Annotated in this window: 16 protein-coding genes; 9 read left to right on the top strand and 7 right to left on the bottom strand. The window is 74.4% G+C overall.

What is annotated here, in order from left to right; all coding sequences use genetic code 11:
* Nucleotides 1-111: 111 nt before the first annotated feature.
* On the bottom strand, nt 112-2,307 hold the full coding sequence (locus ACFV0O_RS25285) for an MMPL family transporter (RefSeq protein ID WP_380345530.1): 2,196 nt from the start codon (nt 2,305-2,307) through the stop codon (nt 112-114).
* A gap of 582 nt (nt 2,308-2,889) precedes the next feature.
* Between ACFV0O_RS25285 and ACFV0O_RS25290 the strand changes: the two genes are divergently transcribed.
* From ACFV0O_RS25290 to ACFV0O_RS25310, 5 genes are all read left to right on the top strand, one after another.
* Nucleotides 2,890-5,127: an MMPL family transporter gene (locus tag ACFV0O_RS25290; RefSeq protein ID WP_380345601.1), complete on the top strand. Its 2,238-nt coding sequence runs from the start codon at nt 2,890-2,892 to the stop codon at nt 5,125-5,127.
* A 118-nt stretch (nt 5,128-5,245) separates the two neighbouring features.
* Nucleotides 5,246-6,139: a phosphotransferase enzyme family protein gene (locus tag ACFV0O_RS25295; RefSeq protein WP_380345532.1), complete on the top strand. Its 894-nt coding sequence runs from the start codon at nt 5,246-5,248 to the stop codon at nt 6,137-6,139.
* Nucleotides 6,140-6,311: 172 nt separating this feature from the next.
* Nucleotides 6,312-7,391: a polysaccharide deacetylase family protein gene (locus ACFV0O_RS25300; protein ID WP_380345534.1), complete on the top strand. Its 1,080-nt coding sequence runs from the start codon at nt 6,312-6,314 to the stop codon at nt 7,389-7,391.
* 103 nt (nt 7,392-7,494) lie between these two features.
* Nucleotides 7,495-8,364 carry a DUF3592 domain-containing protein gene (locus tag ACFV0O_RS25305; protein ID WP_380345536.1) on the top strand — a complete coding sequence of 290 codons (870 nt, stop codon included), beginning with the start codon at nt 7,495-7,497 and terminating at the stop codon, nt 8,362-8,364.
* Nucleotides 8,365-8,380: 16 nt separating this feature from the next.
* Entirely contained in the window at nt 8,381-9,337 is a 957-nt protein-coding gene (locus ACFV0O_RS25310) for a hypothetical protein (RefSeq protein WP_380345538.1), read from the top strand.
* Between the two features lie 4 nt (nt 9,338-9,341).
* Here the strand turns inward: ACFV0O_RS25310 and ACFV0O_RS25315 are convergent, their stop codons facing one another.
* The 4 genes from ACFV0O_RS25315 to ACFV0O_RS25330 form a co-directional block, all read right to left on the bottom strand.
* Nucleotides 9,342-9,812, bottom strand: coding sequence for a GNAT family N-acetyltransferase (locus ACFV0O_RS25315; RefSeq protein WP_380345540.1), 471 nt, complete (start codon nt 9,810-9,812; stop codon nt 9,342-9,344).
* A gap of 123 nt (nt 9,813-9,935) precedes the next feature.
* The gene (locus ACFV0O_RS25320) at nt 9,936-10,637 is read right to left on the bottom strand and encodes an exonuclease domain-containing protein (protein ID WP_380345542.1); all 702 of its coding nucleotides are present in this window, start codon (nt 10,635-10,637) and stop codon (nt 9,936-9,938) included.
* A gap of 201 nt (nt 10,638-10,838) precedes the next feature.
* Complete coding sequence (locus ACFV0O_RS25325; RefSeq protein WP_380345543.1) at nt 10,839-11,777, bottom strand: GNAT family N-acetyltransferase; 939 nt, start codon at nt 11,775-11,777, stop codon at nt 10,839-10,841.
* A 58-nt stretch (nt 11,778-11,835) separates the two neighbouring features.
* Nucleotides 11,836-13,110, bottom strand: coding sequence for an SAV2148 family HEPN domain-containing protein (locus ACFV0O_RS25330; protein WP_380345544.1), 1,275 nt, complete (start codon nt 13,108-13,110; stop codon nt 11,836-11,838).
* A gap of 441 nt (nt 13,111-13,551) precedes the next feature.
* On the opposite strand from ACFV0O_RS25330, the gene glgX reads away from it, so the two are divergent.
* The 3 genes from glgX (at nt 13,552) to treZ (ending at nt 20,061) form a co-directional block, all read left to right on the top strand.
* The gene (gene glgX / locus ACFV0O_RS25335) at nt 13,552-15,675 is read left to right on the top strand and encodes a glycogen debranching protein GlgX (RefSeq protein ID WP_380345545.1); all 2,124 of its coding nucleotides are present in this window, start codon (nt 13,552-13,554) and stop codon (nt 15,673-15,675) included.
* Nucleotides 15,676-15,838: 163 nt separating this feature from the next.
* On the top strand, nt 15,839-18,328 hold the full coding sequence (gene treY, locus ACFV0O_RS25340; protein ID WP_380345547.1) for a malto-oligosyltrehalose synthase: 2,490 nt from the start codon (nt 15,839-15,841) through the stop codon (nt 18,326-18,328).
* Nucleotides 18,328-20,061, top strand: a complete 1,734-nt coding sequence (treZ, locus tag ACFV0O_RS25345) for a malto-oligosyltrehalose trehalohydrolase (protein ID WP_380345549.1) — start codon at nt 18,328-18,330, stop codon at nt 20,059-20,061. The genes treY and treZ overlap by 1 nt, the downstream gene beginning before the upstream one ends.
* 16 nt (nt 20,062-20,077) lie before the next feature.
* Here the strand turns inward: treZ and ACFV0O_RS25350 are convergent, their stop codons facing one another.
* Together ACFV0O_RS25350 and ACFV0O_RS25355 are read right to left on the bottom strand one after the other, a co-directional pair.
* Entirely contained in the window at nt 20,078-20,971 is an 894-nt protein-coding gene (locus tag ACFV0O_RS25350) for a transketolase family protein (RefSeq protein ID WP_380345550.1), read from the bottom strand.
* A gap of 134 nt (nt 20,972-21,105) precedes the next feature.
* Nucleotides 21,106-21,759 (bottom strand): thiamine pyrophosphate-dependent enzyme, encoded by a 654-nt coding sequence (locus ACFV0O_RS25355; protein ID WP_360256967.1) that lies wholly within the window; start codon nt 21,757-21,759, stop codon nt 21,106-21,108.
* Nucleotides 21,760-21,951: 192 nt separating this feature from the next.
* Here ACFV0O_RS25355 and soxR point away from each other — a divergent pair, with 192 nt between their 5' ends.
* Complete coding sequence (soxR, locus tag ACFV0O_RS25360; RefSeq protein ID WP_380345552.1) at nt 21,952-22,500, top strand: redox-sensitive transcriptional activator SoxR; 549 nt, start codon at nt 21,952-21,954, stop codon at nt 22,498-22,500.

Genomic DNA, 22,500 nt, shown 5'->3' on the forward strand with positions numbered 1-22,500 from the left:
CCACACCCTTTTCTCTAACCTTTTTTTTCGTGGGGTCGCTTTTGTGTTTTTTCTGCTTCGGGGTGGGGGTGGGGGGGGTCACCCCGGGGGGGGCCCCCCCCCGGCGCCGCGTCAGTGCCGTCCGGCCGGCTCCGGCACGCCGTGCGCGCCCGCCAGCGGGGCCGGCCCCTCGCCGTGGCCGTGGCCGGGGCTGTCGGCGTGGCCGGGCCACCAGGCGCGGTGGCCGAGCAGCGCGGTCAGGGCCGGGGTGAAGAACATCGCCATCACGAAGGCCGCCAGCACGATGCCGAAGGCCAGCGAGAAGCCGAGCTCCATGAAGAGGACGTTGCCCGCGAGCATGAAGGTCGCGAACGAGGCCGCCAGGATGAAGCCGGCCGCCGCGACGGTCGGGCCGCCGTGCTTGATGGCCTCGCTGGCCGCCTCGCGCGGGTTGCGGCCCTCGCGGGCCTCCTCGCGGAGGCGGGAGATGATCAGGATGTTGTAGTCGGTGCCGATCGCCACCACGAAGAGGTAGATGAAGATCGGCAGCATGAACATCAGGCCCTGCTCGCCCTTGATGTTCTGGAACACCAGGGTGGTGGCACCGAGGGTGCCGCCGAAGCCGAGGCCGACCGAGGCCATCAGGTACCACGGCGCGACCACGCTGCGCAGCTGCAGGCCCAGGATGAGCATGATGATCAGGGCCGCGATCGGGAAGACCAGCGTGTAGTCGTGCACCATCGCGGTGTTGATGTCCTTGTACACCGAGGTGATGCCGCCGACCAGCGTCTTGGTGTCGGCCGGGGCCGAGGCGTGGGCGGTGTCGCGGACCTTCTCGATGGTGTCGATGGCCTTGTTGGAGGCCGGCGCGTCGTTGAGCATCACGGTGAAGTCACCGGTGGTGCCGTCGGCGCTGATCGCCTTGTTCTCGGTGCTCGGCGTGACGACGGAGGCCACTCCGGGGACGCCCTGGAGCTTGTCGGCGAAGTCCTTGATCGCGGATTCGCCGAGCTTGGCGCCGTTGGTGCTGGTCAGGTAGACGTGGCTCGGGTCGGCGGCGCCGGCCGAGAACGCGGTCATCAGCTTGTCCTGGACGACCATCGACTCCTTGCCCTTGGGCATGGAGCTGCCCGCCAGGTCGTAGGTGCCGTTGTAGTTGACGCCGGCCAGGGTGAGCACCAGCAGGATGCCGCCGGAGACCAGGGCGACCAGGCCGGGCTTCTTGCCGGTCATCCGGCCGAGCGCGGCGAAGCGGGCGTTCTTCGGCTCCTGCATCCACTTCTTGCCGGGCCAGAACACGGCCTTGGACGGGAGGACGGCGAGCACGGCCGGGGCCAGGGTCAGCGAGACCAGGGCGGTCGCGATGACCGCGATGGCCAGCGCCGGGCCGAGCGCGGTGAACATGCCCAGGCTGGAGAGGATCAGCACGGCGAAGGCGACGGCGACGGCACCGGCGGCGGAGGCGATCGCCTCGCCGACCCGGCCGACGGCGTTGGCCACGGCCGTCTTGCGGTCCTCGCCCAGGCGCAGCCGCTCGCGGTAGCGGAAGGCGAGGAAGAGGAAGTAGTCCGTGCCGACGCCGAGGACCACGATGATCAGGATCGCGGAGGTCATCGGCGAGGACTTCAGGTCGAACATCTTGATCGCGTCGGCGATCAGGCCGTTGGCCACCGGCATCGCGATGACCAGCGAGAGCAGGACCGGCAGCAGGCCGGCCAGGACGCTCCGGAAGATGATGCCGACGATCAGGATGACCAGCAGAAGGCTGCCGAGCATCACGATGGCGTCGGTGGCGCCGGAGGCGTCCTTCTGGTCCAGGGAGCTGGCGGCCTGACCGCCGACCTGGAACTTCAGGCCGCTGCCGTCGGCGAGCTTGGAGCCCTCCTCACGCAGCTTCTTGGCCGCGTCGGGGTACTCCTCGGTCTGCATCTTGGTCTTGTCGATGGCGACCATGGACAGCGCGTACTTGCCGTCCTTGGACTTCGACGTCTTGGGGTCGACCGGCAGGATCTTCTCGACCGCGGGGATGTTCGCGGCGGTCAGGCCGTTGACGACCTTGTCCATCGAGGCCTGGTCGGCGTCGTTCAGCGCCTGGCCGTCGTTGCGCTCGAAGAGCAGCAGTGCGGCGGGGGTGAAGCTCGACGGGAAGGCCTGCTCCTGGAGCTGCGCCGCCTGGATGGACTCGTAGTGCTTGGGCAGGAACGCGGACTCGTCCGTCTGGGAGGTGACCTTCGGGGCCGACGCGACGATGGCGAGCATCGCGACGACCCAGGCGAGGATCACCCACCACGCACGGCGAACGACGAAGTGTCCTAGTCGGTGGAACATGCTCGATGCCTCCTGGGCATGGTTCACCGCAGCCCTTGGGGGACGGGACGCTGGGCGACGGCAGGACCGGCCCGGACGTGTCGGCGACACGCCCTTGCCGGTCGGCAGGTAAGTGGTGTGGGGCATCATCTTACGAGCACTTGCTTGCCGCCCGGCAAGGAGCCCCCGTATTCCAACCCCCCGTACAAGGGCCCCCCGAAACGGCCCCGACCCAGTTTCCCCCGGGCCCGACCCCCTTGACCTCGTGCTCCGGGTGGAGTCATCTCCCCCTCAGGGTGGAGTCGGGTCCCCTACCCCCGAGGAGGAGTTCTCGGGGTCGGAGGGTAGGGATAACCCCACCCCACCCCCGAGGCCAGCCCCAGGGCAGCGTCACCCGCCAGCCGGATTACCCACCAACCCCCGCTTCCCTACTGTCTGTTGGGACGCCGGATCCGCACCCGGCGCGCAGCGGCAGGCGGCACCGGTGACCACGGCAGCCGCCGCCGCTCCCGTCCGGCGACGACCGCCGCACTCCCAGGGGGACCTCCCGTGAAGCCCGTACCGCCCGCACCCGGCAAGGCCAGACTCGGCGTGGCTGCCGCGATGGGCGTCTGGAGCGCCCGGCACCGGAAGACCGCCGTCTTCGGCTGGCTGCTCTTCGTCGTGCTGGCCGCCGCGCTCGGCGGCATGCACGGCAGCACACAGGTGACCGACGCCGAGTCGATGCCCGGACAGGTCTCCCGGGCCGCGAAGATCCTCGACGAGGCCGGCCTGAAGAGTCCGGCGAGCGAGACCGTCCTCGTCCAGAGCGCCACCCGCAGCGCCGACGACCCCGACTTCCGTGCCGCCGTCGGCCAGGTGGTCACCGCCGTCGACGGCACCGGCAAGGCCGCCGAGGTCCGCTCGCCGTACGACACCAAGGCGGTCTCCCCCGACGGCCACTCCGCGCTCGTCCTGGTCACGCTCAAGGGCGACCGGGAGCAGGCCGTCGAGAACGTCACCTCCGTGATGGACGCGGTGGCCGGCGTGCAGACCCGCAACCCCGGCCTGACCGTGGTCGAGCTCGGCGACGCCAGCTCCGACAGGTGGATCCAGGACCAGTTCAAGAACGACTTCTCGCGCGCCGAGTGGACGGCCGTGCCGCTCGCCCTCGGCATCCTGCTGATCGCCTTCGGCGCGCTGGTCGCCGCCGTCCTGCCGGTGGTGCTCGCCCTGACCGCCTTCGTCGCGGCGTCCGGGCTGGTCGCGCTCAGCAGCGGCCTGCTGCACACCAGCAACGACGCCGGCTCGGTGATGCTGCTGGTCGGCCTCGCCGTCGGCGTCGACTACTGCCTCTTCTACCTGCGCCGCGAGCGCGAGGAGCGGGCCGCCGGACACGACGCGCACACCGCGCTGACCGTCGCCGCCGCCACCAGCGGCCGGGCCGTGCTGGTCTCCGGCGTGACCGTGGTGGTCGCCATGGCCGGCATGTTCCTCACCGGGATCGCCGACTTCCGGGCGATGGCCTTCGCCACCATCCTGGTCGTGGTCACCGCCGTGCTCGGCTCGCTGACCGTGCTGCCCGCACTGCTGTCGATGCTCGGCGACCGGGTCGACCGGGGCCGGGTGCCCCTCCTCGCCGGGCTCCGCCGCCCGGACGCCACGCGGACCGGCGGACGGTTCTGGAACGCCGTGCTGACCCCGGTGCTGCGCCGCCCGCTGGCCTCCACCCTGCTCGCCGGGGCCTTCCTGCTCGCCCTGGCCGCACCGCTGCTCACCATGCGCACCGCCAACCTCACCTTCCAGCAGCAGCTGCCCGCGGGAAACCCGCTGGTCACCGCCTCGCAGAAGATCGAGGCCGCGTTCCCCGGCAGCCCGGCCCCGGCCACCGTCGTCATCAAGGCCGCCGACATCGACTCCCCCGCGATGACCGCCGCGATCGCCGACCTCAAGGCGAAGGCGCTGGCCGGCGGACGGATGCACGGCCCGGTCGAGGTCACCGTGCACGCCGACCGGAACGTCGCCACCGTCGACATCCCGCTCAACGGCACCGGCAACGACGCCACCAGCAACGACGCGCTGAAGTCCCTGCGCGAGGACCTGGTGCCCTCGACCGTCCTCACGGTGCCCGGCACCGAGGCCCCGGTCACCGGGCGCACCGCCGGTTCGTACGACTTCAACGCCAAGATGACCGGCGCGATGCCGCTGGTCTTCGGCTTCGTGGTCGCCTTCGCCTTCCTGCTGATGCTCACGTCCTTCCGCTCACCGGTCGTGGCCGGCACCGCCGTGGTGCTCAACCTGCTCTCGGTGGGCGCCGCGTACGGGGTGCTGACGCTGGTCTTCCAGCACGGCGTGGGCGCCTCGCTGCTGGGCACCGCCGGGGTCGGCGCGGTGGAGTCCTGGGTGCCGCTGTTCCTCTTCGTGATCCTCTTCGGGCTCTCGATGGACTACCACGTCTTCGTGGTCTCCCGGATCAAGGAGGGCCACGACCGCGGACTGCCGACCCGGGAGGCCATCGCCCACGGCATCCGCTCCACGGCCGGGGTGGTCACCAGCGCCGCGGTGATCATGGTCGCGGTGTTCGCGGTCTTCGGCACCCTGTCCATGCAGGCGATGAAGCAGATGGGCGTGGGCCTGGCGGTCGCCGTGCTGATCGACGCCACGGTGATCCGCGCGGTGCTGCTGCCCGCGGTGATGAGCCTGCTCGGCGACCGCAACTGGTACCTGCCGCGCTGGCTGGACCGGCTGCCGGACCTGTCGCACGGCGGGTCCGTCCCGCCGCCCGCCACCGCGACCGCCGGCCCCGGACGGCCCGCGGGCCCCGCGGACGGCACCGCCCGGCACCGGAAGGTCACGGTCTGAGCCCCCACCGGTGACACCGGTCACGCCGGGCCCCGCCACCCGCGGAGCCCGGCGTCCGTGCGTCATGATGATCACCGCCCGGGCCCCCGGGCGGACACCGCCGGAACGGAGCCCCGTCATGCCCCCCTTCGACGAGGGCCGCGCCCGGCTGCTGCTCGCCCGCGCCTGCGAGTCCGCCGGCCTGCCCGGCCCCGACGACGCCCGGCTGCTCGCGCTCGGCGAGAACGCCGTCTTCGACCTCGGCGACCCGGCCGTCGTCGCCAAGGTCGGCCGCGGCCCCGAGCTGTCCGAGCGGGCGCACCGCGAACTGGCCGTCGCCCACTGGCTGGCCGGGCAGGGCGTCCCGGTGGTGCGCCCGTACGACGCGGTGGCGCCCGAGCCACAGCTCGCCGACGGGCACCCGGTCACCCTCTGGCACCGGCTCCCGCCCGCCGTCCGCCCCGCCCGCCCGGTCGACCTCGCCCCGCTGCTGCGCGCCCTGCACCGGCTGCCGGTGCCGCCCGTCCCGCTCGGTCGGCGCGACCTGCTCGCCCCGGTGGAACGCTGGCTGGCCTCCGCCGAGGGCCACGTCGACCCCGCGGACGTCGCGTTCCTGCGCGAGCGCCGGGACGCCTTCGAAGCCGCCCTGCCCGGCCTCGCGCCGCGGCTGGGCCCCGGCGTGATCCACGGCGACGCGCTGCCGCGCAACGTCCACGTCGGCCCGGACGGGCCGGTGCTGCTCGACCTCGAATTCGTCGCCGACGACCTGCGCGAACACGACCTGGTGGTCCTCGCGCTCGCCCACGACCGCTACGGCGTGCCCGGCGAGGAGTACGACGCGTTCACCGCGGCGTACGGCTGGGACGTCCGCGACTGGCCCGGCTTCACCGTGCTGCGCGGCGCCCGGGAGACCGCCAGCGCCTCCTGGGTGGCGCAGCAGGCGGCGAGCAACCCGGCCGCCCTGGCGGAGTTCCGGCGGCGGGTCGACTCCCTGCGGGACGGCGCCACCGAGGTGCGCTGGTACCCGTTCTGACGGCCGGGCGATACCCCGGTCCGCGGCCGGACGCCAACCGGGGCGGGTGTGAGAAGAGTCCTGAAAGGGAGGGGTCCGGCGGGCAACCGGGGCACGTACGGTGGGCGTCCTACCGGACAGTCATCCTGACCCGAGGGATCGGCACCGAACTCGCACCTCAGGAGCCGCCACCATGCACAGGACCGCCCGACACCCCTTGCCCACGACCCGCCCGTCCCGCTCCCGGCACAGGCTGATCGCGGGCTGCGTCGCGGTGGCCGGCCTCCTGGGACTGACCGCGTGCGGCACCGCCAGCGGGGCGCTGCAGCCGTCGGGCGGCAGCACCGCCCGCTCCCCGATCGCCACCCGGCCGCCGGCCGCCGCCCAGCCCGGCACGGCCGCGGCCACCATCGCCCCGACGCCCGGCTCCGACGGGATCCCGCCCGCCCCCGGGGCCTCCTCGTCGGCTGCGCCGGCCGCCCCCGCGAAGCCCCGCACGCCCGGACCGGCCCGTTCCTCCTCCCCGGCCGCGCCGGCCACCACCCCCGACGCACCACCGGCCGCGGCCCCCATAGCCGGCTCCCCCGTCGCGTCCACCGCGTCCACCGCGTCCACCGCGCCCGCCGGGCCCGCCGGGCCCGCCGGGCCCGCCGCACCGCCCGAGCACCCCCGCGCGGGCACGGTGATCGGCTCCACCGCCTCCGGCGGCCGCACCGTCGCGCTCACCTTCGACGACGGCCCCGGCCCCGCGACCGGGCAGATCCTCGACCTGCTCGCCCAGTACCACGTCAAGGCCACGTTCTGCGAGATCGGCCAGAACGCCGCCGCCGACCCGGCCATGGTCAAGCGCGTCCTGGCCGCCGGGCACCGGCTCTGCGACCACAGCGTCCACCACCCGCAGCCGTTCGCGAAGCTCCCGCACGACAAGGCCGCGTACGAGATCACCGCGGCCCGCGACATGATCGTCCAGGCCGGCGGCCCCGGCACCCGGGTCACCTGGTTCCGCGCCCCGGGCGGCGGCTTCAACGCCGACAACGAGCACATCACGGCGGGCCTCGGGATGTCCTCGCTCGGCTGGTCCGTCGACCCGCGCGACTGGTCCCGCCCCGGCGTTCCCGCCATCGTCTCCACCGTGCAGAACCAGCTCAGGCCGGGCGGCGTGATCCTCATGCACGACGGCGGCGGCGACCGCAGCCAGACCGTGGCCGCGCTCAAGCAGCTGCTGCCCTGGCTGATCGCCCAGGGGTACACCTTCGACTTCCCCGCAGGCTGAGCCCTGTTGTCCGGCCGAGAACTGCCCTCTGTTCGCCCGCCGTTCACCCCCTGAGCAGCGGGCGGCAGCGCTGCGCACCAGGACTCCGCCCTAGCATCCGGCCATGACGACGGACGGGCCCACGGGCGATCGACTCGCCCTCCGGGAACTGCGGATGGGCTTCGGCCGGACGCTCGCCACCGCCTGCAGCGGGCTGCTCTGCGCGGGCGCCGGATGGCTGCTGTCCACCGCCGTCGTCCTGATCGGCGGCCCCGACGACTGCGAGGTCCCGCCCTGCCACGGCGGCCCGATCACCGTCGTCCAGCTCCTCGGCGGAATCCTCGCCGCCGTCCTCGGCACGGTCGGCACGGCCCTCGGCACGGGCCGCGCGACGCCCGGATCGCCCCGGCGGCTGCCACTCGCCCCGGTGCTGCTCGTCTCCCTGGCCGTCGCCCTGCTCGGCGCCGCCCGAACCGGGGGCCGCACCCACCCCTGGCTGCTCGCCACCGCCGCACTCGCCCTCGCCGTCGCGGTGCCCGCCGCCGTCCTGGCCCGGCCGCGGCTCGCTCGGCAACGCCGCGCCTACCTCGCCGCCCTGGCCACCGCGCGGCGCCTGGAAGCGCACGGCGTCAGCACCGTCGGCACCGTCACGGCGACCGAGACGCTGCGCCCCGCCGAGGACCACAAGGTCGAACTCCGGCTCACCGTCCGGTACTTGACGCCCGACGGCACCGGGCACACCCGCAGGCACACCGGGACCTACCCCGTCCACGACGCTCCCCGCGCCGGCAGCCGGATCGCCGTCCGCTACGACCCCCGCGACCCGGCCACCGCCGCCGTCGGGGCCCCGCGGCCCGACACCGCTCCCCCGCGGGACGCCCGACCGCCGCTGACCGCCGAACTGGAACGCCTGGCCGCGCTCCACCGCGAAGGCTCCCTCGACGCGACCGAGTTCGAGCGCGCCAAAGCCGCCCTGCTCGACGGCCGGGGATGACCGTAGGGTGGCTGCCATGACCGGCCCCACCCCCACCGAACTCGTCGCCGCCGTACCGGGCCTGGCCCCGTACCTGCGGCCCGCCACGCTGCTCCACCCGTACGCCGCGACGCCCGACCCGCAGGCGAGCCGGATCGGCGGCCCGGCGCTGTGGCCGGCCGGCGAGCCCTGGCCGCACTGCACCGCGGGGCACCTGGTCGACGAGTACCGGGAGGTCCCCGCGGCCGACCGCGCCGTCTGGGAGGGCATCGACCGGGCACTGCGCGAGCGTGCCCGGGCCGGCGGCGACCCGCACGTCCTCACCGCCGACGAGGCCGCGGAGCGGCGCCGCATCATGGACGGCGGCAGCCTGGACCTGACCGACTGGCGCACCCACCGGACGGTCCCCGAACAGCCCGCCGCCGGGTGCGCCCTGGTGCCCCTCGCGCACCTGCGTGCCGAGGACGCCCCGCACCTGCCCTGGCCGGAGGGAACCGACCGGCTGCAGGTGCTCTGGTGCCCCAACGACCACCGGGACCTCCCGAACACGCGCCACTACTACGGCCCGAACGTCGAACTCCACTGGCAGCGTGGCACCGACCTCGCCCCGACCGTCCCCCCGGCACCCCGGCGCAGCGACGAGCGGTACCTGCCGACCCCGTGCGCGGTGCGCCCCGAGCAGATCGTGGACCTGCCGGACCAGGACGAGCTGCCCACAGAACTCCACGACGCCGCCGAGGAGTTCGCGCAGCGGTACGGCCTGGAGTACCACCGCGCGCTGTCCTGCGCAGAGGGCTGGAAGCTCGGCGGCTGGCCGTCCTGGCATTCCACCGACCTGGTCCCGGTCGACTGCGGCTGCGGCGCCCGGATGGTCCACCTGCTCACCGTGGACAGCAGCCTGGACCCGGACGTGTCCGTCGGGCGGTTCGCGGAACTGCACGTCTTCGTCTGCCCGGTGGACCTCGGGCACCCGGTCGGCCTGGACCTGCAGTAACCCCTCAGGCCAGGTCGAGCCGGTAGACCTGCCGGGAGCCGCCCTCCGGGCCCGGGTCGGCGGCCTCGGCCTGGGTGAAGCCCAGCCGTTCGTAGAAGACCCGGGCGCCGCTCGCCACCGCACCCGGGTGGTCCGCGCCGAAGGTGACCACCTCGACGACGGCCGGGGCCCGGACGTGGCGACGCAGCGCGTCCGTGACCAGTTCCCGGCCGACGCCGGTTCCCCGGGCGCGTCCGGCGACGACCAGCCAGTGCAGGTGGTGCCGCGCGGGCCGGGCCCGGTCGGTCCCGAAGAGCAGGCCTCCGAGCAGCCCCCGGTCGTCCTCGGCCACGGTGGCCAGGCCCCGGTCGGCACTGCGGACGACCGCGCGGTGGAAGCCGGGTTCGGCGACCATCGGGCCGAACCAGTGCTCGACCTCGGCGGCGAGGGCGAGGAAGCCGGGCAGGTCCGCAGGGCGGGCGAGGCGTACCGTCACCCGGGCAGTATGCCGGGAACGGCCGGGCCTGTCCGACCGGGCCTTTACGGCCAGGCCCTGTCCGGCTGGGCTTTCCGGGCCTGCCGGGCCCTCGACGCCGGACGGGACCGGCCCTGTCCGGACCTAACGGGCGGGCCAGCGCGGGTCGACCACCGCCTGCGGGTCCTTGCCGCGGCGCAGCCAGGCCTGCAGGCCCTCCGCCCACGTCCGGTACCAGCCGATCTGCCGCCGGTGCAGTTCGGCGGGCGCGACCTCCCCCACCTCGGCCGGGTAGCGCTCGCCCAGGGCGACCGCGACCCGGACGGCGGCCAGCGCGTCGCTGCCCGCCTCGTGCGCGTCCGTCAGCTCCACCCCGTACACGTGGCAGACCCGCTGCAGGGTGCGCGAGCCCTTGCGGTACTTGTCCACGGCGCGGTCGATCACCAGCGCGTCGAGCACCGGCCCGACCGGCCCGCCCAGGCGCTCCGCGAGCGTCGCCAGCCCGTACCGCCGCAGCTCGGCGTCGAGCAGCGACAGGTCGAACGGCGCGTTGAACGCCACCACCGGCCGGCCGGCGGCGATCCGCTCGCACAACGCCGCGGCTATCTCCTCCACCGCCTCCTCGGCCGGCCGCCCCTTGCTCCGCGCCACCTCGTCCCCGATCCCGTGGATCGCCTCCGCCTCGGCGGGTATCGGCACCCCGGGGTCGAGCAGCCAGTGCGCGGCGCCCGCCCGGGCGGCCCCGACCGTGTCCACGAGCGCGGCCGTGACGATGCGGTCCACGGCCGGGTCGGTGCCCGTGGTCTCCAGGTCGAAGCCGACCAGTGGCTGCTGCCACCAGCTCATCAGGTGTGTCCTTCCGTCCTACGGCTCGAAACAGCCCCTATCATCACCCGCCCCACCGACAACCCGGCCCACGGGTCGCCCGCTCCCCCGTCCGGCGGGCGGACGTTCCGCATGCGCAGGACGGTCGGGGGCGGCCGGGTGGCGGCCTCGGGAGGCCTCGGGGGCGACCGGGCAGGGCCCCTCCGGCAGGGCCCGGCGGGCCTACGGTGCGCCGACCAGTCGGCGGGCCTCGGCGAGGACGTCGGCGTCCACTTCCTCCCGGGAGCGCGGGCCGTACGCCAGGATGTCGTACTCGTCGTCGAGACAGGACAGCGGATCGGCCTCGTCCAGCTCGTGCCCGAAGCACTGGTGGACCAGGCGGGTCAGTTCCCGGGCCGTCATCTTCCCGTCCAGGAACCGCGCGGCGAGCGCCCGCAGCGCGGCCCCGTCGGCGGAGCGGCTGCCGTGGGGGTGGAAGACCAGGCCCTGTTCGGCCAGCGCGGGCGGCAGCAGGTCGTCCAGGTCGGTGAAGGCCTCGCCGTAGGAGCAGGCGGCCAGTTCGCGCAGGGCCGGGCCGTCGAGCCCGGCGACCAGGGCCTCGCAGGCCGCGTCGATCACCGTGCGGCCGGTGGCGGCACCGGTGCTCCACAGGTCGGACTGCTCCTGGAGGCGGGTGCGGGCCCGGTCCGGGGTGGTCGCGGGGCCTGGTCCGGGGGCCGGGCGGTACAGGTGGACGTCGACCGGGTCCTCGTCGACGACCGTGAAGCCGTGCCGCTCGTAGAACCGTCGGGCGGCGCTGCCCCGCAGGACGGTCAGGCGCACCGGTTCCCGAGCGGCGTCGGCGTCGGCGAGGAGGCGGCGCAGCACGGCGGTGCCGAGGCCGCGGCCCTGCAGGTGCGGGGCGAGGTAGAACAGTTCCAGGTGGCGTCCGCCCTTCCCGTCGGGGCGGACGGTGACGGAGCCCGCGAAGGCGCCCTCGACCAGCAGTACGGACGTCCACCTGGTGGAGAAGGCGTCCGCCACCCGCCGTCGGGACCGGTCCGGGTCCCAGCGGCCGAGGCGTTCCAGGTCGGCGCGCATGACCTGGTCCTTGAGGTCGGTGATGCGTGCGAGGTCGTCCGACGCGGCGGGTACCAGGGTCCAGGCGGGAAGGCTGTTCACGGCCCGCAGTCTGGCAGCCGGGCCACCCCGCGACCAGGGGGTTTCCGGGCCGCGCGGCTCAGGACACCGGCCGGGAGTCCGCCCAGATCCCTTCGAACTCCTCGCGGTAGACCTCCAGCAGCCCGGGTTCGGTGCCGCCGGGCTGCTGGCCGGCGCCGCCGCGCAGCACCAGGGCCGGGGACTCCATGCCGCGGGCGCGGCGCAGGTAGGGCTGGACGACGCCGAGGTCGCGGCCCTGCCGGCGGCCGCCCGCCGGGCCGCCGGCCCGGGGGCCCTCGACCAGGTAGGCGGTGAAGCGCGGGGTCTCGTCGAAGACCCGGATCTCGAAGCCGCCCTGGTCCCGCAGCCGGGCCCTGACCCGCCGCACGTGCATGATGTTCATCTCGATCGAGCGCGACAACTCGTTCCGCCCGAGGCCGAGTTCGCGTTCCCGTCGGCGCACCGCGCTGCTCGCCGGGTTGAGGAAGAGCAGCCGCACCCGGCAGCCCTCCCCGGCCAGTCGCACCAGGCGCTTGCCGGTGTAGTTCTGGCAGAGCATGCCGAGGCCGATGCCGAGCGCGTCCAGCCGCCGGGCCCCGTCCAGCAGGTCCTCGACCGGCAGGTCGCGCTGCAGCCGGACCCGGTCGGCGTGCACCGCGACCACGTCGGCGTAGCGGCCGGCCACCAGGGACTCGACCACGTCGGCGGGCACTCCGCCCGCGCCGCCGTCCAGGACGGCCAGCAGCCGGGCGGCGGCGCGCTCGGTCTGCGCCAGGACGGTCTGGGTGAGCACCCGGTTGCGGGAGACCACGTGCCGGGCCACTTCCAGTTCGTCCAGCGCGAGTTCGATCTCGCGCCGGTCGGCCAGGTAGGGCTCGAAGCAGGGCCAGTGCTGGACCATCAGCTCGCGCAGCTGGGGGAGGGTCAGGAAGACCAGCGGGTCGTCGTCGGCGGGGTCGAGCAGGTAGCCCTTGCGGCGGCTGACCTCGCGCACGGCCCCGGCGCGGTGCGCCCACTCCTCGCCGGCCGGTCCGGCGGCGGCGGTGACCCAGTCCTCGCCGTGCGCGGGGGCGTAGATCGGGTGCAGCACCTCGTCGACCAGGGAGCGCAGCCGCTGCTCGACGAGGTTGAGCCAGACGTAGGCGCGGCCGGACAGCCGGACCCGCTGGTAGGCGTCCTCCCACTCGGCGGCGGACCAGGCCAGCGCCGGTATCTCGACCGGTCCGCTCTGGGCGGGCACCAGCGCGCGGCCGGTCATGGCGGGGCGCATGACCACCGTGGGGGCCTCGGCGCGGGCCGCGCCCCGGTCGGGGCCGTCGGGGCCGGAGCCACGGCCGCCGGCGGGGAACACCATGCGCCACCTCATCTGCTTGCTGCGGCCGACCCCCGCGGGTGCGGGGACCGTTGACGGGCTGTCGAGAGTCCGTAAGGCCGGGCGGCCGGACGATCAAGGGTACTGCCCGTCGCGAGCCGACCGCAGCCGGATCGTCGACGGCCGCGCCCCGCAGCGCGGGGCCGGAGGCCCGCACCGGTGGCCCCGGCGGCCCCGCCCCACCCGCACCACTCTTCACACGAATGCCCGCCGGACACTCGTTCGGACCAACCCTGGCCGGTTCTCCCGGCCGCCGGGGAAGGGCTCCGGAATCATGCGGGCTGTGCCGTGCGTCACGGCACGCGAACAGCGCACATGCCCGGCCGCCCGGCCGGGAAGAGAGCGTCCGGGTCCGGGCACATGATCGGACCGATTGTCGGACTACATGTCAGTTTCCATATGCAGTAAGGAAGTTGAGGAGTCATGCAGGTCTGGCCCGGTACGCCCTACCCGCTCGGCGCCACCTACGACGGGGCCGGCACCAACTTCGCCGTGTTCTCCGAGGGCGCCGACCGCATCGAGCTGTGCCTGCTCGACGAGAACGGCTCCGAGACCGCCGTCGAACTGCGCGAGACGGACGCCTTCGTCCGGCACGCCTACCTCCCGGGCGTCCAGCCCGGCCAGCGCTACGGCTTCCGCGTGCACGGCCCGTACAACCCCGGCCTGGGCCAGCGGCACAACAGCGCCAAGCTGCTCCTGGACCCGTACGCCAAGGCGATGAGCGGGCACATCGACTGGGACGAGTCCGTCTACGGCTACCACTTCGGCGCGCCCGAGCGCCGCAACGACCTCGACTCCGCCCCGCACACCATGCACTCGGTGGTGATCAACCCCTACTTCGACTGGGGCACCGACCGGCCGCCGCGCACCGACTACCACCGCACCGTCATCTACGAGGCCCACGTCAAGGGCCTCACCCGGCTGCACCCGGGCATCCCCGAGGAGATCCGCGGCACCTACGCCGGCCTGGCCCACCCGGCGGTGATCGAACACCTGGCCAAGCTCGGCGTCACCGCGATCGAGCTGATGCCGGTCCACCAGTTCGTCCGCGACCACCGGCTGCGCGACCTCGGCCTCGCCAACTACTGGGGCTACAACACCGTCGGCTTCTTCGCCCCGCACTCCTCCTACTCCTCCACCGGCGACCGCGGCCAGCAGGTGCAGGAGTTCAAGTCGATGGTCAAGGCGCTGCACGCGGCCGGTATCGAGGTGATCCTGGACGTCGTCTACAACCACACCGCCGAGGGCAACCACCTGGGCCCGACGCTGTCGCTGCGCGGCCTGGACAACGTCTCCTACTACCGCCTCGCCCAGGACCAGCGCTTCTACGAGGACACCACCGGCACCGGCAACAGCCTGCTGATGCGCAGCCCGCACGTGCTCCAGTTGATCATGGACTCACTGCGCTACTGGGTCACCGAGATGCGCGTCGACGGCTTCAGATTCGACCTCGCCGCCACCCTCGCCCGTCAGTTCCACGAGGTGGACCGGCTCTCCTCGTTCTTCGACTTGGTCCAGCAGGACCCGGTGGTCTCCCAGGCCAAGCTGATCGCCGAGCCGTGGGACCTCGGCGAGGGCGGCTACCAGGTCGGCAACTTCCCGCCGCTGTGGACCGAGTGGAACGGCATGTACCGGGACACCGTGCGCGACCTGTGGCGCGGCGAGAACGCCACCCTCGCCGAGTTCGGCTCCCGGCTCACCGGCTCCTCCGACCTCTACCAGGACGACGGCCGCCGCCCGATCGCCTCCATCAACTTCGTCACCTGCCACGACGGCTTCACCCTGCGCGACCTGGTCTCCTACAACGAGAAGCGCAACCAGGCCAACGGCGAGGACAACCGCGACGGCGAATCCTTCAACCGCTCCTGGAACTGCGGCGTCGAGGGCCCCGCCGACGACCCGGCCGTCGAGGAACTGCGGGCCCGCCAGCAGCGCAACTTCATCGCCACCCTGATGCTCTCCCAGGGCGTGCCGATGCTCTCGCACGGCGACGAGCTGGGCCGCACCCAGCTGGGCAACAACAACGCCTACTGCCAGGACAACGAACTCGCCTGGGTGCACTGGCCGGAGGGCGACGGGGCGCCGGCGCGGCTGCTGGAGTTCACCCAGGGGATGATCTGGCTGCGCCGCGACCACCCGGTGTTCCGGCGGCGGCGGTTCTTCCACGGCCGGCCGGTGTCCGCCTCCGGCGGGTTCGACGACCTCACCGACATCGCCTGGTTCACCCCGACCGGGGCGGAGATGACCAAGCGCAACTGGGGTGCCAGCTACGCCAAGTCGCTGACCGTCTTCCTCAACGGCCACGCGATCTCCGAGCCGGACCGGCGCGGCGGGCGGATCGTCGACGACTCCTTCCTGCTGATGTTCAACGCGCACTTCGAACCGCTGGAGTTCACCGTGCCCGCCGGCCACGGCCAGGAGTGGCAGGTCGTGGTCGACACCGCGCAGCCCCGGCTGCCCGCCCCGGGGACGGGGGCGCGGGTCAAGGCGGGGGACACGCTGTGGCTCGTCGACCGCTCGCTGATGGTGCTGCAACGGCCGGCGTAGCGGACGCGGCGCAGCACGGCGGCGCTGCAGGCCGGCAGCACTGCAGCACGGCAGGCCGGCAGCACGACGGGCCGGGCGGTCGGCGAACCCGGCGGCGACGCGGTCACCTGTTCGGGTCAGCAGCGGGTCTTGGCGGCGGGCTCCCCCGGGTACCTATGGAGCTATGACCTCCGCCGCCGAGCCCGCGCAGCCCCGCCCGGCCGCCACCGTCCCGACCACCCCCGCACCGGCCGCACCCGTCCGGACCACCGCCGTCCCGACCGCCAGCTACCGCCTCCAGCTCCAGCCCGGCTTCACCCTCCGCGACGCCACCGCCGCCGTCCCCTACCTGGCCGCCCTCGGCGTCTCCCACCTGCACCTGTCCCCGCTGCTGGAGGCCGTCCCCGGCTCCACCCACGGCTACGACACCGTCGACCACACCCGGGTCGCCGAACAGCTCGGCGGCGAGGCGGCGCTGCGCGCGCTGGCCGCCGCCGCGCACGGGCACGGGCTGCGGCTGATCGCCGACGTGGTGCCCAACCACATGGCCGTGCCCGTCCCCGAGCGGCTCAACCGCCCGCTCTGGCAGGTGCTGCGCGACGGCCCCGACTCGCCGTACGCGCGCTGGTTCGACATCGACTGGACCGCCCAGCCCGGCCCCGCCGACGCCCCCGGGCGCGGCCGGGTGCTGCTGCCGCTGCTCGGCGACCGGCTCGGCGCCGTCCTGGACCAGCTCACCGTCGACGGCGGGACCCTGCGCTACCACCGGCACGAGCTGCCGCTGCGCCCCGGCACCGCATCGCTGCCGCTGCCCGAGCTGCTCGCCCGCCAGTGGTACCGGCTCGCCTGGTGGCGCCTGGCCCGCACCGAGCTCAACTACCGGCGCTTCTTCACCGTCAACGAGCTGATCGCGCTGCGGGTCGAGGACCCGGAGGTGTTCGCCGCCACCCACGCCGTCCTGCTGGGGCTGCACGCCGACGGCGTCCTGGACGGCTTCCGGATCGACCACCCGGACGGCCTCGCCGACCCGCGCGGCTACCTGCGCCGGCTCGCGGCCGCCACCGGCGGGGCGTACGTGGTGGTCGAGAAGATCCTCACCGGTGAGGAGCGGCTGCCCGAGGACTGGCCGGTCGCCGGCACCACCGGCTACGACGCGCTGCGCCGCATCGACGGCGTGCTCACCGACCACGCGGGCGCCTGCCGGCTGGCCGGGGCGTACGAGTCGTTCCTGCGCGGCGGCCCGGTCCGGGACCCGTGCGAGGACCCGCACCCGGCGGTCGCCGCCGCCCGGCGCGGCCGGGCCGACATGACCGGGGCGGACGGCGAACTCGCCGCCGAGATCGAGCGGCTGGTGCGGATCGCGCTGCGGATCGGCGCCGCCGAGCCGGCCCACGCCGACCACGCGCCCTGGCAGCTGCGCGCGGCGCTCGGGCGGCTGCTCACCGGCTACCCGGTGTACCGCCCGTACGCGCGGCCCGGCGAGGCCGCGCCCGCCGCCTCGCAGGAACAGCTGCGGACGGCCCTGGACGGCTCCGAGGACCCCACCGACCGCCTGGTGGCGGCGCTGGCCCTCGGCGGGCTGGGCCGCGGGGAGGACCACGACGAGTTCTGCGTCCGCTTCGCCCAGACCGCCGCCGCGGTGGCCGCCAAGGGCGTCGAGGACACCGCCTTCTACCGCTGGAACGCGCTGCCCGGCCTCAACGAGGTCGGCGGCGAGCCCGCCCGGCCCGGACTGGGCCCGGCGGACTTCCACGACTGGTGCCGCCGGCAGGAGCGCGACTGGCCGCACGGCATGACCGTGCTCTCCACCCACGACACCAAGCGCAGCGCCGACGCCCGCGCCCGGCTCGCCGTCCTCGCCGAGCAGCCGCAGTCCTGGGCCTCCGAGGCCGCCGCCTGGTCCACCGCGGCCGGCCCCGCCGCGCCCGGCCTCGACCGCGACGCCGACTGGCTGCTCTGGCACACCCTGGTCGCCGCCTGGCCGATCACCCCGGACCGGCTGGTCGCCGCCCTGCTCAAGGCCGTCCGCGAGGCCAAGCTGCACACCTCCTGGACCGCGCCCGCCCCCGGGTACGAGCGGGCGCTGGAGGAGCGGGCCCGCGCCGTCCACGGCAATCCCGGGCTGCTCCCCCGGATCGAGGGCACGGTGCGGGCCATCGCCCCGCACGCCCGGTCCAACACCCTCGCCGCCGCCCTGCTGCACCTCACCGTGCCCGGCGTGCCCGACCTCTACCAGGGCAGCGAGGAGCCGCTGTACACGCTGGTGGACCCGGACAACCGGGGTGTGGTGGACCTCGGCGCGCTCGCCGTCCGGCTCACCGACTCGGCGGCGGCGCGCCCCGGCGACCTCGCCCGCGAGAAGCTGCACCTCACCACCACCGCGCTGCACCTGCGCCGCTCCCGCCCGCTCGGCCCGTACCGGCCGCTGTCCGCCACCGGACCGGCCGCCGACCACCTGGTGGCCTTCGCCCGGGGGGACGACACGGTCACCGCCGTCACCCGGCTGCCGTACGGGCTGGAGCGCGCGGGCGGCTGGCGGGACACCGTGCTGGAGCTGCCGGCGGGCGGGCCGTGGACGGACGAGCTGACGCTGCGCGCCTTCCCCGCCGGGGCGGTCCCGGTGGCCGAGCTGCTGACGGGGTACCCGGTGGCGCTGCTGACGAGGAGGGGCTGATGCCGGTCCGCGAGGTGTGGGCACCCCACGCCGTTTCCCGGGTCCAGGTCGAAGTCGACGGCGTGGCGCACGAGTTGGACCGCTGCGCCGACCGCGACGGCTGGTGGTCCGGCGAGGCCCCGGACGGCGACTACGCCTTCCGTCTCGACGACGGTCCGCCGCTGCCCGACCCCCGTTCGGCCCGGCAGCCGCACGGCCCGGACGGCCCCAGCCGCCCGGTGGACCACACCGCGTTCCACTGGTCCGAGACCGGCCGGCAGGGCCGCGCGCTGCCCGGCGCGGTGCTGTACGAGCTGCACGTCGGCACCTTCACCACCCGCGGCACCTTCGACGCCGCCGCCGAACGCCTGGACCACCTGGTCGAGTTGGGTGTCGACTTCGTCGAGCTGATGCCGGTCTGCCCGTTCCCCGGCCGGCACGGCTGGGGCTACGACGGGGTCTCCCTCTGGGCCGTCCACGAGCCCTACGGCGGGCCCGAGGGCCTCAAGCGCTTCGTCGACGCCGCCCACCGCAAGGGCCTCGGCGTGATCCTGGACGTGGTGCACAACCATCTCGGCCCGTCCGGCAACCACCTCCCCGCGTACGGCCCGTACTTCACCGACCGGCACCACACCCCGTGGGGCTCCGCGGTGAACCTGGACGCGCCCGGCTCGGACGAGGTGCGCGCGTACCTCATCGGCAGTGCGCTGGCCTGGCTGCGCGACTACCGGATCGACGGCCTGCGGCTGGACGCCGTGCACGCCCTCGCGGACGACCGGGCGGTCCACTTCCTGGAGGAACTCTCCCACGAGGTCGACACCTTGGCCGTCACCACGAACCGCCCGCTGTTCCTGATCGCCGAGTCCGACCTCAACACCCCCCGCACCACGGCCCCGCGCGAGGCCGGCGGCCAGGGCCTCGCCGCCCAGTGGAGCGACGACTTCCACCACGCCCTGCACTGCGCGCTGACCGGCGAGTCCCAGGGCTACTACGGGGACTTCGCCCGCGCGCCGCTCGCCGCCGTCGCCAGGACGCTCACCCGCGGGTTCTTCCACGACGGCACCTGGTCCTCCTTCCGCGGACGCAGCCACGGACGACCGTTCCCCACCGGGGAGGGCCACCGGCTGCTCGGCTACCTGCAGACCCACGACCAGGTCGGCAACCGGGCGCTCGGGGACCGCCTCTCCACCACGCTGCCCGTCGGCCGGCTCGCCTGCGGCGCCGCGCTGGTGCTCACCTCGCCGTTCACCCCGATGCTGTTCATGGGCGAGGAGTGGGGCGCCGCCACCCCCTGGCAGTACTTCACCGACCACACCGACCCGGACCTCGCCGAGGCCGTCCGCCGCGGCCGGCGCCGGGAGTTCGCCGAACACGGCTGGGCCGCCGAGGCCGTCCCCGACCCGCAGGAACCCGCCACCGTGCTGCGCTCCGTCCTCGACTGGACCGAGCTCCGGCGCGCCCCGCACACCGAACTGCTCACCTGGTACCGGACGCTGGTCCGCCTGCGGCACGAACGTCCGGAGCTCGCCGACCCCGACCTCGGCGCGGTGCGGGTCGAGTACGAGGAAGCGGCCGGCCGGCTGGTGGTGCACCGCGGACCGTACCGGGTCGCGGTCAACCTCGGGCCCGCGGAGGCCGCGCTGCCGCTGGGGGCCGCGGGACGCGAGGTGGTCGCGGCCTTCGGACCCGCGGCGCTGGACGGGACGTCGGTACGGCTCGGCCCGGACGCGGCGGCCGTGGTCCTGACCGGCTGACCGGCTGGACGACCGGTCACCGGAGGAAGGCGCCGATCCGCTCCCGCAGTGCGGGCGCGTCCAGGCCGTAGGCGGCCAGGTGCTCCGGGATCGAGCCGTAGTGCCGGTGCTCCTCGCGAGGCACCCCCAGGCCCAGCACCCGGTGCGGACGGTCGGCCAGCGCCTCGTGCGCCTCGTGCGCCGAGGTGCCCGCCAGGTACGGCTCGACCAGCACCACGTCCGCCCGCTCGCCGACCGCCGCCCGCAGCCCGGCCGCATCGAAGGGGCGCACCGTCGTCGCGTACAGCACGGTGACGTCCAGGCCCTCGGTGGCGGCGAGCACCGCGTCCAGCATCGGGCCGACCGCCAGGACCACGCCGCGCGAGCCGGTGCGGACGGTGGTGAAGCGGCCGGGCTCGACCGCCACCGGCGCCGCGTTCTGGTGCGCCGAGAGCCGGACGTACACGGTGCGGTCGCCGTCCGCGTAGGCGTGGCGCAGCAGTTGCTCGGCCTCGTCCGGGTGACCGGGGACGTGGACGGTCCAGTCCGGCAGGGTGTCCAGCAGGGCGACGTCCCCGGGGGACATGTGGGTGCGGCCGCCGGCCGGCCAGTCGTACGAGCCGGCCGCGCTCACCAGGACGGCGCCGACGCCCTGGTGGGTCAGGTCCAACTTGACCTGCTCGAAGGGTCGTTCGATCAGGAAGCTGGCGAACGTGTGCGCGATCGGACGCATGCCGCTCAGCGCCAGACCGCCCGCGGCGCCGATCAGCAGCTGCTCCCGGATGCCGACGTTGACCACCCGGTCCGGGTGACGCTCCTGGGCCGGGGTGAAGGCGGCCGCGGTGATGTCGGCGAGCACGACGGCCAGCCGGGGGTCCTCGTCCAGCAGGCGGGTGGTGACGTCGACGAAGCGGTCGCGCATGGTGTCCATCGGGAAGTTCCTTTCACGGGTGCGGTCTTGGCGTACCCGTCCGGGCCCCCTTCGGAGGCCGGACGGTCGGGCGGTCGAACAATCAGGCGGTCGGGCGGTCAGGCGGTCAGGCGGTCAGGCGTCCGGGCGTCCGGTCAGTGGTTCTCCTTGGGCTCCACCCGGGCGACCACCATGTGCGGGCGGCCCGGGTGCTCGGCCGTGAAGGCCCGGTACAGCGCCTCGTGGTCGCGGCCGTCCACCGTCGCGGTCGACCAGCCCTCGGCCGCGAAGCGCTGCGCGATGCCGCCCTGCCAGCCGTGCGTGGCCGAGGAGTTGTCGATCACCACCACGTGCAGCCGGTCCAGCCCGTAGGCCCCGGCGAAGGCCACCGCCTCGTGGTTGGAGCCCTCGTCGAACTCGGCGTCACCGACCAGCACCCACACCGCGGGGTCGGTCAGGCCCTGGGCCCGCAGCCCGAGCGCCGTGCCGACGGCCAGGGGCAGGCCGTGTCCGAGCGAGCCGGAGGAGATCTCCACCCCGGGCACCAGCGTCCGGTCCGGGTGGTGGCCCAGCGGCGAGTCGTAGCCGCCGAAGCTCGGCAGCACCTCGGGGTCGATGAAGCCCTTGGCCGCCAGTACCGCGTAGTACGCCATCGGGCCGTGGCCCTTGGAGAGCAGGAAGCGGTCCCGGGCCTGCTCCTCGGCGGTGGCCGGGGTGACCCGCAGCACCCGGTCGTAGAGCACCCAGACCGCGTCCAGCGTGGAGGTGGCGGCCGGCCCGTGCTTCTCGGCGCCGGTCATCAGGGCCATCAGGGCCGGCAGGTCCTCGAAGCGGGCCCCGGTGCCGGTGCCGGCGCCGATGCCGTGCCCGGACTTCGAGGCGGTCTCGGAGCCCGTCCGGGCACGGGTCGCGGTCACGGTTTCCGCCGTTGCGTTCGTCGTCATGACCACGATGGTGCAACTTAAAGCCGACTTGAGGTCAAGCGGTTACAGTGGGCTCCCATGACCGCCCATCCCGACGGCCGCCGCGGCTCCGGCCCGCACTCCGCCGACCTCCTGACCATCGGCCAACTCGCCGACCGCAGCGGCCTCGCCGCGTCCGCGCTGCGCTACTACGAGAGCCTCGGCCTGATCCAGGCCACCCGCACCGCCGGCGGCCAGCGCCGCTACACCCGCGGCACACTGCGCCGGATCGCGTTCATCCGCGCAGCCCAGCGCGTCGGCCTCTCCCTCGACGAGGCGCGGGTCGCGCTCGACCGCCTCCCCGAGCGCCCCGCCCCCAGCGGCACCGAGTGGAACCGGGTCGCCGAGTCCTGGCAGAGCCGCATCGACGAGCAGATCGCCGAACTCGAACTGCTGAAGCGCAAACTGTCCGGCTGCATCGGCTGCGGCTGCCTCTCCCTCACCCGTTGCGCCCTCTACAACGCCGGCGACCGCGCGGGCGCCGCCGGCCCCGGCGCCCGCTACCTGCTCACCCGCGACCCGGCCGCCGGGCCCGAACCGGTCTCCCCCGTCGCCGACGCCCTCGGCGGCCCCTCGGAGGGGCGGTGA

This window comes from Kitasatospora sp. NPDC059577 (genome assembly GCF_042735475.1).
Taxonomy (GTDB): domain Bacteria; phylum Actinomycetota; class Actinomycetes; order Streptomycetales; family Streptomycetaceae; genus Kitasatospora.